The sequence below is a fragment of the Nonomuraea sp. NPDC049695 genome (genome assembly GCF_040674955.1).
In the GTDB taxonomy this organism is placed as follows: domain Bacteria; phylum Actinomycetota; class Actinomycetes; order Streptosporangiales; family Streptosporangiaceae; genus Nonomuraea; species Nonomuraea helvata.
Genome location: NZ_JBFANV010000164.1, coordinates 1 through 11703 on the forward strand (window position 1 = coordinate 1; position 11703 = coordinate 11703).

The following is an 11703-nucleotide window of genomic DNA, read 5'->3' on the forward strand; positions in this document are numbered from 1 at the left end:
GCCCACTGCTGGTTGGCCTGGCCGTTGCAGTCCCAGATCTGCAGCTGCGCGCCGTTGGCCTGTGAGGCTCCGCTGACGTCCAGGCACCGCCCGGATCCCACGCCCTTGAGTGCGCCCGTCCCCGGCGTGACCGTGGGGGTCGGCGTCGGCGTCGGATTCGGGTCGCCGCCGCCGAACTGCGAGAAGAAGTTCCACACCACGGGCCTGGTCCAGGACAGCTCGCCGGGTTCCAGGTCGCCGGGCCTCCCGTCCACGGGACCGGGGGTGTGGCCGGCGTCGAACGCCGCCCATGCGACCGGATACCCGGCCCGGCACCCCGAGTAGTAGGTGACGATGTGCGTCAGGCTGCCCTGCGCCGGCTCCGGCGGGTTCTGGGGCGTGCAGCCGTTGTTCCTGACGAACCTGTCACGCAGCGACCGGCCCGCGGAGATGTTGAGGACCGGGTCCCTGACGCCGTGCAGTCCGATGTACGCGATGGGGTCGTTGCCGCCGCTGCACCCGCTGAGCTGCCCGCCGGAGTAGACCGCCACCGCGCGGAAGACCGTCGCCCGGGCGCACGCGAGCGCGTAGCTCATGCCGCCGCCGTAGCTGAAGCCCATGGCGAAGCGTTGGGAGGTGTCCACACAGAGGTCCGCCTCGATCCGGCGGATCATGTCGTCGACGAAGGTGGTGTCCTCACCGCCCGAGTTGGCCCAGCCATTGTTGAAGCCCTGAGGCGCGACGAAGATCGCGGTGTTGTTCGACAATGCCCTGAGCCCGTAATAGGACCAGGGGTACCCACTGGTTCCGCCCGAATCGACATCGTTGGCGGTGCCGCCATTCCAGTGGAATCCGAATATCAACCGGTAGGGGGTGGTGTTGTTGTAGTTATCCGGAATTCTCAGGATATAGCTACGATTTTTCCCGCTGGTCGTTATCGACTGCGTCCCGCTTCTCAGCGTCGGGGTCTTTCCGCATCCCGCGGTGCCCGCGAGGGACGAGGGTGCGCTGTCGCCCAGCGCCGTATGCACCGTGGCCAGGACGACGAGCAGTACAGCGGACGCGACAGCGGTGAAGAGGTATCCAAGCCTCGACATCACGCAAATTCCTTTGCCGTTCTCGTGGTGACGCACGTAAAGGGGAAGCCACTTCCACCGCCCTTTTCCGGGCGGTGGGGGGCGTCGGTGACCGGCCGGTCGAGTTACCGAAGTGTTAGCGCTCACTCAACGCCTCCGTAAGGGATCTCCTTTCTTCCGGGTGGCTGGAGGCGATGGTGCAGCGGAGCAAATATGACCGTGACAAGACCTGTCAAGGCCCGGCCTTCTCGACGTTGCGGGCTCCCGCATGGGACGACCCCGTCGCTCCGGCGTCTGACCAGGGCAAGCGGCCGGGCCATGGCTGAGCGCGTCGCGATGAAACTTTCACCGACGGTCAATCGAATCGTTCCGCGCGTCCGGTCGCGCGGGGTGCGTCCGTGCTAACGCCGTAGCCGTACGGGATCAGCCGTTCCGCTGCGGCGGACGATCCAGGCCTCGGTGATGTGATGGAACATCGCCTCGGCGGCGCCGTCGGGATCGTGGGCGGCGATGCGTTCGTAGATGCGGCGGTGGCCGAGGTTCGACGCCACGCACAGGGCCCGCTCGGTCCGGCCCAAGTATCGGGCGGTGTTGACGACCTGGCTTTCCAGCGCCCGTACGACGCCACGAGCGATGCGGTTCCCCGACACCCGCATGATCGTGTCGTGGAAGGCACGGTCACTCTCGGCGTACGTGGCCGGGTCGTCCACGAGCTCGTCCATCCGGTCCACCAGCGCGCGCAGCTGCTCCAAGGTGTCCGGCCCGGCCAGGCGGGCGGCGACGTTGGCCATGTCGGACTCCAGCACGCGCCGTGTGACGACGAGATCGTCGAGGATCGCCAGGCTCTCGTCCTCGGCGATGGTCGCGCCGAGGACGAGCTCGTCGAGCATGTCCCACATCGCCGGTGGGGTCACCATGGTGCCGGAGCCCTGGCGGACCCGTACCAGGCCCTTCTCCTGCAGGAGTTTCACCGCTTCCCGCACGACGGTGCGGCTCACGGAGAAGGCCTCGCACAGTGCGGGTTCGGGGGGCAGCGGCGTCCCCGGCGGATGCACCCCGCGAACGATGCGCTCCACCAGCTCGGCTGTCACCGCTCCGGCGAGACTGGCCGGGCGTCGTACCCAGGCCGGTGGCGCCGGGACACTGCCGGCCGTTTCCTGAGATGCCGTCATGTCGCCTCCGGTGGCCTGGCACGTGACTGCGCCACCGCGTCAGTATACGAGAGCTCCATTGACGTTATACGTCATACGAATTACGTTTGCCCGGAGACGTCGGCTCCAGCGGCCGCTCCCGGAAGGCGGGCAGCAATGATGCAGCGAGCGTTATGGGCGGCCTTGGCGGCCGTGGCACTGGCCGTGGCCGGCTGCGGGAGCGCGGCCCGGACGGACTCCCCGTCCGGAAGCTCGCAGCAGAAGCAGCAGAAGCTCGTGGTCTGGGACTGGAAGTCCGGTGACCCGGTCGCCGCCGCCTACATCGAGAAGGCGAAAGCCGGCTTCGCCAAGCGGCATCCGGGGGTCACCGTCGAGTTCGTCGCCCAGCCGTTCGACCAGTACTACACCCTGCTTGGCACGGCGATTCAGGCCGGCAAGGGGCCCGACGTCATGCTCTTCAACGGGGGAGGGCAGATCCGCGACCGGGCCGGCGCGCTCCTTCCGCTGGACCAGTACGTGGCCGAGGACAAGAGCCGGCTGGCGGGCTGGGACGCGTTCAGCAAGGACGGCAAGATCTACGCCGCGCCGGTGACCCTGCAGGGGCACCCGATCTACTACAACAAGACGCTCTACGAGAAGGCCGGCCTCGACCCGGCGAACCCGCCCAAGACCTGGAACGAGTTCGTCAGCGGCTGCGCCGCCATCAAGAAGGCGACCGGGGCCGGCTGCTTCGCGCTCGGCAACAAGGAGGGCATCGGCATCCAGTTCTTCCTGTCGGGCCTCGGATCCGGCGTCCTGACGCCTCAGGAGTACGACGACTGGATCGCCGGGAAGCGCGACTGGACCTCTCCTCACGTGAGGCGGATCTTCGAGCTGTGGAAGGACGCCGGCGACAAAGGGCTGAACAACGACGGCGCCAACTCCACCGCGATGTTCACCGACATCTTCAGAGTCTTCGAGACCGGCAAGGCCGCTCACATCATCGGGCTGATGTCGGACATCGGGCACTGGAAGGATTTCGGCGAGTTCCTGCCGCCCGACAAGATAGGCGTCATGCCGGCTCCCGTCGTCACCGGTGGAGCCACCCCGAGCCTCCCTTACGACGGCGGCATCGGCTACGCGGTCGCCAGATGGACGAAGGACCCGGCACTGGCCGCCGATCTGGTGCGCTCCCTGACCTCGACCGACGCCTTGACCGCGTTCTACGCCAAGGCCGGCGCGATCGCGTCCGACACGACGATCGACGTCTCGCAGGCCGGCCCGGCCGCCGCCTCGATCGCGTCCGAGATCAGAACCGGCAAGCCCGCCCTGCACGTGGCGCTCTCCTCCAAGACCCTGGACGTGATGGGAAGGCTGTCCCAGCAGCTCCTCAGCGGGTCGATCACCGTGGACAAGGCGGTGCAGCAGCTGGCCGCCACCGACCGGGCGGGCTGACCGCGTGCCGATCGGAGGTACGTCGCCGTTGGTCCGCCCGCCCGGCTCCCGGCGCGCCGGCTCCGGGCGGGCCGACGGAGCGACCGTCAAGCAGCTGGGACGCCGACAGGACACCCGTAGGGGGCTCGCGGAGCGCCTCGCCCCCTACGTTCTGGTGGCCCCGGCCGTACTGATCATCGTGATGCTGCGCCTGTGGCCGCTGGTCCTGGGGGTCAACTTCTCCTTCACCGGCGATGGCGAGCTCAACGGAACCCCCGTCGGCCTGGGCAACTATCTGGAACTGGCCGGCGACCCGTTGTTCCGCACCGCGCTGCGCAACGTCGGGCTGCTGGTGCTGCTGCTTCCCGTGGCGGTGGCGATTCCGGGAATGCTCGCGACCTTCATCTATCTGCGCGTGCCGGGTCACCGGGTCTACCGCAGCGTCTATTTCTTCCCGGCCGTGCTCTCACCGGTGATCGTCGGCGCGATCTTCAACCTCATGCTCGGGTACGACGGCCCGTTGAACGCCGTCCTCGGGGCGATCGGCGTCGGCCCCGTCGACTGGCTCGGCGATCCGGGCATCGCCATGTTCACGGTCGTCGGCGTGCACATTTGGGCGACGTTCGGGATGGCCCTGGTGGTGTTCCTCGCCGGATTCAGCACCCTGGATGCCTCGCTGCTGGACGCCGCCCGCGTGGACGGCGCGTCGCTCCGCCAGACCATCTGGCACGTGATCATCCCGAGCCTGACGCGCACCATTCAGTTCGTCTTCGTGACCACGATGATCGGGATGCTGACGTCCATGTTCGGCCTGCTCTTCGTCATGACCAGCGGGGGCCCCGAGGGGGCGACCTACCTGCCGGAGTACTACATCTGGCACCAGCAGGGACAGATGAACCAGCCGGCGCTCGCCTCGGCCGCCTCGACGGTGCTCTTCGTCGTCATGCTCGTGGTGGGGCTCCTGCAGATCACTCTGCTCCGCCGTGCGGGAAGGCAGGACTGATGCCCGGCAGGCGTCTGGCCAGGTGGGCGGCCGCTGCCCCGATGGCCGTTCTCGCGCTGGCGACGATCTATCCGCTCGTGTTCACCGCCAACGTCGCGATGAAGACCCGCCGCGACTACATCCTCGACCGGTTCTCCCCGGCGGGCTCCCTGCGCTGGCAGAACCTCGCCGAGGCGTGGGCCGGCGCCGGAATGGCGCGGTACTTCGTCAACTCGTTCGTCGTCGTGGCGTTCGCCGTGGCCCTGCTGCTGCTGTTCGGGTCGATGGCGGGCTTCGCGCTGAGCCGGCTGCGCTTCCGCGGCTCTTCGGTGATCTTCCTGGGCTGTCTCGCGGGGCTGTTCATCCCGTTCCAGGTGATCATGGTGCCGCTCACCAGGGTCATGGCCGACAGCGGGCTCATCGACACCTACCCGGGGCTGATCCTGGCCTACGTCGCGCAGTTCCTCCCGTTCACCGTCTTCCTGATGACCAGCCACTACAGGACCATCCCGGCGGAGATCGTCGACGCGGCCAGGATCGACGGGAACACGGTGTACGGCGTGTACCGGCGGATCATGCTGCCGCTGGGCGTTCCGGCACTGCTGTCGGTCGGCATTCTCGACGCCCTGTTCTGCTGGAACGACGTGCTCATCTCCCTGCTCATGATGCCGTCGCCCGAGCATCGCACCCTCATGATCGGGGTCAACGCGCTGCGCGGCCAGTACTCCGACGACATCCCCACCTTCGCCTCGGGGGTCCTGATCGCCGCGGTGCCCGTGCTGATGATCTATCTGTTCCTCCAGCGGCAGATCGCCGACGGCGTCACCGCCGGTTCCACGAAGGGCTGACATGCGGATCACGGGGTATCGCACCACGACGACGGTCCAGGAATGGGGCCGTCCCGTCGGTGACGCCAACGGCGTCTTCGCCGACGGAGTCGTCTCGGTGCCGCTCGTCATGGTGGACACCGACGAGGGCATCACCGGCATCGGCCTCGGGCCGCACGTGGAGATCGAGGCCGTCTTCGCCGCGATCGAGGGCGAGGATCCGCGCGGCGTGACGGCGCTCTACGACCGCATGCTGCGGCAGACCTTCAAGGCCGGCCACGCCGGCGCCGTGTTCGGCACGATCGGCGCACTCGACACCGCCCTGTGGGACATCAAGGCGCAGGCGGCCGGTGAACCGCTCTGGCGGCTGCTCGGCGGGCGCGACCGGCGGGTGGCCGCCTACGCCTCGGGCCTCGACATCGGTCTGACGGACGACGAACTCGTCTCGGTCTACCAGCTCTACGCCGAACACGGCCTGCGCGCGGCCAAGATCAAGGGCGGTCTCGACATCGAACGCGACCGGCACCGCCTGGCGCTGGTACGGGATGTCCTGACCGAGGCCGGACACGGATCGCGGCCGGGCCTGATGCTCGACGTGAACGAGGCCTGGACCCGCAAGCAGGCGGTCCGGCACGTCTGCGAGGTCGAACGCACGCTGGATCTCACGTGGATCGAGGAGCCGGTCCGGCGGTGGGACGCCGAAGGGCTGGCCGCCGTCGGCCGCGGGATCCGCGCCTCCGTCGCCACGGGGGAGAACCTCACCGGGCTCGAGCAGTTCCGTCCGCTGCTGGCCGCGGGGGCCGTCGACGTCGTCCAGACGGCCGTGGTCTGGGGAGTGACCCACTTCCTCCGGGTCTCCGCGCTGGCGCACGCCCATGACCTGCCGGTCAGCCCGATCGGGGCCACGCCGGTCGCGCTGCTGCACGCCGCGACGTCGGTGCCGAACCACCTGGCCAGCGAGTTGCAGGACCTGCGCCCACCGCTCGGGCTGTCGCTCGACCTGTACGTCGAGGACGGCGCGTTCATTCTCGGAGACTCCCCGGGGCTCGGCATCACGATCGACGAGCACGCGATCAACGGCTTCACCCGCCGGCCGAACGGCAGGGCCGCCGAGGGCCCCCACATCCGGCCGGAGCACGCCGGACGACGGCTGCTGGCGGTCACCGGGCCGGGATGAGACGAAGCTTTCTGCGGCCCGACGCCCGCCATCGCCCCGAATGCCGGCCACCGCCTCCCTGCTGGGCAGAGTGGGTGGCCGGCGTCCAAGTCTTGTCATGAGACTGTGTCAGCGGTAGCCGGCGGCGATGATGTTGGCCTGGACGGCGTTCTCCGTGGCGTCGGTGGGATAGCCGGCGACCATGGCTCCTTCGTAGAAGGTCCCGGCGCTGAGATTGGCGCCACCGTCGGGCTTGCAGCAGTCGCCGCCGCTTCCCAGGATGATGGCCCCTTGCTTCTTCATCGGGCTGTAGCCGTTGGGGAGCGCCCCGTCGTACAGGGTGTAAAGGCTGCCGGACTGCGCGTTGCTGCCCTTGATGGCGAACCGGGTCGTGCCGTTGTTCTTCAGCGTGGCGGTGACGAACTTGTGAGGGAAGGCCCGTTGGTTGGGGTTCCAGGACTGGCTGCCGCCGGGGTAGAGCCCCCATTCGAGGTCGGCCTGGACCCACGGGCCGCTTCCCTGGCAGCCGCCGAACCAGCACTGGGTGCTGAAGTTGATGGCGTCCATGGCGCCGGCGGCGTCGGCCTTCCTGGTCGTCTCGCTGTTGCCGTAGTCGAAGCAGCAGCCGCCGTTGACGTGGGTGCCGCTGGTGACCATGTACATGCCCTCGGGCGCGCTGCCGGTGGGCACGCCGGTCAGGTGGCCGTCCCGCCAGTAGCTGTTGCCGGGATTGATGTAGAGCGAGTACGCCTTGCCGCCGCCGACGGTGAGCGACTCGGTGGTCGCGATCGCGGGCCTGCTCTGCGGGGAGCCGGGGACCACGCTGGATCCCTGGTACCACAGGTCGTTGCCGCGCCCGGACTGGTCGTACACGACCGTCATGACGCACGTGGTGCCGGCGCAGAACGCGTCCTGGGCCGCGGCGTCGGCGACACCGCCCGCGCTCTGCACGCCGATGTTCCTGGTCGTGCTGTCGGAGGAGCGCCTGACCTGGTACAGGTTGCCGTTGTAGGCGCCGTAGAGCGCCCGTGTCGTGCTGTGCGCGGCCACGCATGGCGTGCCGCCGGAGGCGTAGATGTCGCACGGGCGCGCGCCGGGCGGCTGCGGGGTCGGGGTCGGCGTCGGGGTGGGGGTGGGCTCGGCTCCGGTGGTCCACTTCTGGTTGGTGCCGCCGTGGCAGCTCCAGATCTGCGCCTTGGTGCCGTTGGCGGTGCCGGCGCCGCTGACGTCCAGGCACTTGTTCGCCCCTACCGCGGTGATGGTGCCGTCGGCGTTGAGGCGCCATTTCTGGTTGTTCTGGCCGTTGCAGTCCCAGATGATCACGCTGGTGCCGTCGGCGGTGCCGGCGCCGTAGACGTCCAGGCACTTGCCGCCGTAGACCCGCAGCTCATCGGAGGCGGTGGTGGTCCACTGCTGGTTGGCCTGGCCGTTGCAGTCCCAGATCTGCGCCTGCGCGCCGTTGGCCTGCGAGGCGCCACTGACGTCCAGGCACCGCCCCGACCCCACGCCCACCAGCGGCGTGGTCGCTGCCGAGGCCGGCGCCGACCAGGTCAGGGCGGTGGCCAAGAGCGTTGCCAGCGCCGCCACCACAGCTGCGACGACGGCCGCCCGAGAGCCCGATAAGGGAACGGATGAAGGCTGCATTGTCGTACTCCTTGGAGGTAGAGCGAGACGGAGACAGCCGCGCTCGGAGACCAGCGCGAATCGATTCGCTGACGTACGAATCAACTGAGGAGGGGGAGACAGCGGTGTACAGCGAAGCACATACGACGGGCGGACCGCCTGTCAAGGCTCCGTCCGGTCCGGCTGCCTGCCGGAAGCCCTGACCGGCGGCGCCCATCGGGGATGCTCGCAGTCGGGCTCGATGAAACGTTCATGCGCAGCCGACTCGGCTGATGATGTGCCGTCGGTTCCCAGCTGGACGAATCGGTTCGGGTGGCCGGATCACTGGGATGAGAAGAGGCGCTGCTGAATCTCTCTCCTGTAGTCGTCGAGGGTGTTGTCGATGTGCGTGGCGGCGGCCTGGGCGGCCGCTTCCGGGTCGCCGGCGCGGATGGCCTGGTAGATGGCGTCGTGCTCCTCGACGGCCTTGGCGGCGTGCCCGCCCACCGAGCCGCGCAGCCCGATGAGATTGGACTGCGCCTGCAGCCTGCGGGCCTCCCGCACCGCGACCTGGAGGAACATGTTGTGCGAGGCCGTGGCGATGGCGGTGTGAAAGGTGTCGTCGCCCTCGTTGAACAGCTCTTCCTGTCCGGTCTCGAAGCCGTGGCGGCACAGGACGGCCGCCTCCTCGATGGCCCTCAGCTCCGCGGGGGTGGCGCGGCGGGCGGCCAGCCGGCTGGTCTCCATCTCCTGCGCCCGGCGGAACTCGAAGAGCATGAAGACGTGGTCGAGGTCGGTCGGGAGGAAGAAGGACGCCCACCGCCCGGTGCCGAACATCCCCTCGTCGTCGGCCACGTACAGGCCGCGGCCCTTCTGGGCGCGTACCCGGCCGAGCGCGGAGAGAATCTTCACCGCCTCGCGTACCACGGTGCGGCTGGTGCCCAGTTGCCGGGCGAGTTCGTTCTCGGTCGGCATGCGGTCGCCCGGACGCAGGCCGAGCCGGACGATGTACTCCAGTACCTGCTCGGCCGCCACCTCGTAGCCCGGCCGGTATCCGCTCTCGCGCGGGGTGTCGGTCACCGTGCTTCCTCCTCGCCGTTCCCTGCAAAGTATGACTGATGAGGGTGCCCTCCCAGGCTCAGGCGTAGTGCCGATTAGTACGACACATATGAACGGTTCATAGAAGGGTGATCGGCGCGGGCATCCAGAGCTTCCTCAATCGCCGCTGGTGAATAGCTTAAAACGGCTAACTCGGGCCGGGCTCTCGGTGTGCGAATGGTGAAATAAGCGTGCTTATGGGCTTGACGGGCGTCCATACTCACAACGTAATTAGAAGCGATGATCCTCAGAAGGGCGTGACCTGGCCACACCCGTACCCCCCCAAAGGAACAACTGTGCAGTCATCTTCGCCCGTCACGGCGCTGAGACCGGTCCTCATCGGCATCGTCGCCGCGGCGCTGGCCGCGGCGTTCGCCCTCGTCGCCCCCGCCACCCCGGCCCTCGCCGCCACCACGACCCTGTACGCGTCACCCACCGGCACCGGCACCGCCTGCACGTCCGCGCAGCCCTGCTCGCTGCCCGCGGCGCAGACGGCGGTGCGTTCGCTGAACGGCGCGATGTCCGGTGACATCGTCGTGGAACTGGCCGACGGGGTGTACCGGCTCTCCGCGCCGCTCCGGCTGACCGCCGCCGATTCCGGGAACAACGGCTACTCCGTCACCTGGCAGGCCGCGGCGGGTGCTCATCCCGTCATCAGCGGAGCCAGGGCGGTCACCGGATGGACCGTGGCCGATTCGGGGAAGAACATCTGGCGCGCCGACGTCGGCACCGGGATCGACACCCGGCAGCTGTACGTCAACGGCGCCATCGCCACGCGGGCGCGTACGGCCGTGAACCGGTCGGACTTCACCGCCACCACCACCGGCCTGAGATTCGGCAGCAGCGCGCTGAGCTATCTGAACAACCTGGCCAACCAGAACCGGGTCGAGATGGAGAGCGTGGGTTCGTTCACGGACCGCTACGTGACCGTGCAGAGCATCAGCGGGAACTTCATCACGATGCAGCAGCCCGGCTGGAACAACAGCACCTTCGGGTACGACACCTTCACACAACCGCACCGGGCCGGTCCGCTCTACCTGGAGAACGCGTACGAGTTCCTGGACGCGCCGGGGGAGTGGTACATCAACCCCGGGACCGGCGTCCTCTACTACATCCCGGCCGCCGGGCAGAACATGAGCAGCATCAGCGTCGAGCTGCCCGTTCTCCAGTCCCTGGTGAACGTCGGCGGCACCTACGACGCGCCCGCGCACCACATCACGTTCAGCGGGATCACGTTCACCGGCACGACCTGGCTCGGGCCCAGCAGCAACCAGGGCTACGCGGACCAGCAGACCGGCGCCTACATCGCGGGCAACTGGAACTGGCCCGCCGACAGGCTGACCTCCTGTCAGGAGGGCTGCCAGCAGTTCGAGGCCGCGCGGCCGAACTGGTCCCAGATGCCGGCGGCCGTACAGGTGTCCGCGGCCAACAACATCACCTTCACCGACTCCCGGTTCGTCAACCTCGGTCAGACGGCCGTGGGCATCGGCAACGACGCCAACGCGCACGCCAGCGGTGTCGGCCTGGGCGCCGGCGACATCACGGTCACCCGGTCCGAGATCGCCCAGAGCTCGGCCGGCGGCGTCGTGGTCGGCGGCGTGCGCGCCGACGCGCACCACCCCAGTGACCAGCGGATGGTCAACCGGAACATCACCGTCAGCAACAACCGCATCCACGACCTCGGCCTGGACTACCGGGGCATCGTCTCGGTCCTGACCACCTACGTCACCAACACCGACGTGTCACACAACGAGGTCTACAACCTGCCGTACACCGGCATGTCGATCGGGTACGGCTGGGGCGCCAACGAGCCGGGCGGCAGCAACCAGTACGCCAACCGGGGCCTGTACAACTACCAGCCGCGCTACACCACTCCCACCACCGCGTCCGGCAACAAGCTCATCGGCAACTACGTGCATGACGTCATGCAGCAGATGACCGACGGGGGCTGCATCTACACGCTGTCGTGGAACCCGAACGCGGTGATCAGCGGCAACCACTGTCTACGGACCAACGGCTGGTTCGGGATCTACTTCGACGAGGGCTCCAAGTACTACACCGTCACGGGCAACGTGCTCTCGAACACCGGCACCTGGGCCACCGCGAACTACTGGGGTGGCGAGAACATGGGGAACTTCACCGTCACCGGCAACTGGTCGACCAACGGCAGCACCAACGTGACCAACGGCGACCGCGGCAATGTGGTGAACAGCAATGTCACCGTCACCAACGGCAACTGGCCGGCGGGCGCCCAGGCCGTGATGGCGTCCGCCGGTCCGCAGGGCCGGCCTTCGGGGAGCGCGAATGCGTTCAAGGGGGTGGGGTCGGGGCGGTGCCTGGACGTCAGCGGAGCCTCGCAGGCCAACGGCGCGCAGCTGCAGATCTGGGACTGCAACGGCCAGTCGAACCAGCAGTGGAG

9 protein-coding genes are annotated in these 11703 nt (G+C 68.3%); 5 read left to right on the forward strand and 4 right to left on the reverse strand.

Translation table 11 applies throughout. The features are described 5' to 3' along the window. Both AB0J64_RS55475 and AB0J64_RS55480 read right to left on the reverse strand, forming a co-directional pair. Positions 1-1076: RICIN domain-containing protein (locus AB0J64_RS55475; protein ID WP_364046372.1), on the reverse strand; the 1076-nt coding region annotated here is incomplete at its 3' end. A gap of 380 nt (positions 1077-1456) precedes the next feature. After that, positions 1457-2227, reverse strand: coding sequence for an FCD domain-containing protein (locus AB0J64_RS55480; protein WP_364046374.1), 771 nt, complete (start codon positions 2225-2227; stop codon positions 1457-1459). Positions 2228-2362: 135 nt separating this feature from the next. Here AB0J64_RS55480 and AB0J64_RS55485 point away from each other — a divergent pair, with 135 nt between their 5' ends. The 4 genes from AB0J64_RS55485 to AB0J64_RS55500 are packed head-to-tail and all read left to right on the forward strand — an operon-like array spanning position 2363 to position 6605. After that, a complete protein-coding gene (locus tag AB0J64_RS55485) occupies positions 2363-3640 on the forward strand; it encodes an extracellular solute-binding protein (protein ID WP_364046376.1) in 1278 nt (425 codons plus the stop codon). Positions 3641-3644: 4 nt separating this feature from the next. Next, on the forward strand, positions 3645-4622 hold the full coding sequence (locus AB0J64_RS55490; protein WP_364046378.1) for a sugar ABC transporter permease: 978 nt from the start codon (positions 3645-3647) through the stop codon (positions 4620-4622). Further along, positions 4622-5449, forward strand: coding sequence for a carbohydrate ABC transporter permease (locus tag AB0J64_RS55495; protein WP_364046380.1), 828 nt, complete (start codon positions 4622-4624; stop codon positions 5447-5449). Before AB0J64_RS55490 ends, AB0J64_RS55495 begins: the two co-directional genes overlap by 1 nt. A 1-nt stretch (position 5450) precedes the next feature. Beyond that, the gene (locus tag AB0J64_RS55500) at positions 5451-6605 is read left to right on the forward strand and encodes a mandelate racemase/muconate lactonizing enzyme family protein (RefSeq protein ID WP_364046382.1); all 1155 of its coding nucleotides are present in this window, start codon (positions 5451-5453) and stop codon (positions 6603-6605) included. Positions 6606-6713: 108 nt separating this feature from the next. Here the strand turns inward: AB0J64_RS55500 and AB0J64_RS55505 are convergent, their stop codons facing one another. After that, positions 6714-8228 (reverse strand): arabinofuranosidase catalytic domain-containing protein, encoded by a 1515-nt coding sequence (locus tag AB0J64_RS55505; protein WP_364046384.1) that lies wholly within the window; start codon positions 8226-8228, stop codon positions 6714-6716. Between the two features lie 300 nt (positions 8229-8528). Beyond that, a complete protein-coding gene (locus tag AB0J64_RS55510) occupies positions 8529-9266 on the reverse strand; it encodes a FadR/GntR family transcriptional regulator (RefSeq protein ID WP_364046386.1) in 738 nt (245 codons plus the stop codon). A gap of 314 nt (positions 9267-9580) precedes the next feature. Between AB0J64_RS55510 and AB0J64_RS55515 the strand changes: the two genes are divergently transcribed. After that, positions 9581-11703: RICIN domain-containing protein (locus AB0J64_RS55515; RefSeq protein WP_364046388.1), on the forward strand; the 2123-nt coding region annotated here is incomplete at its 3' end.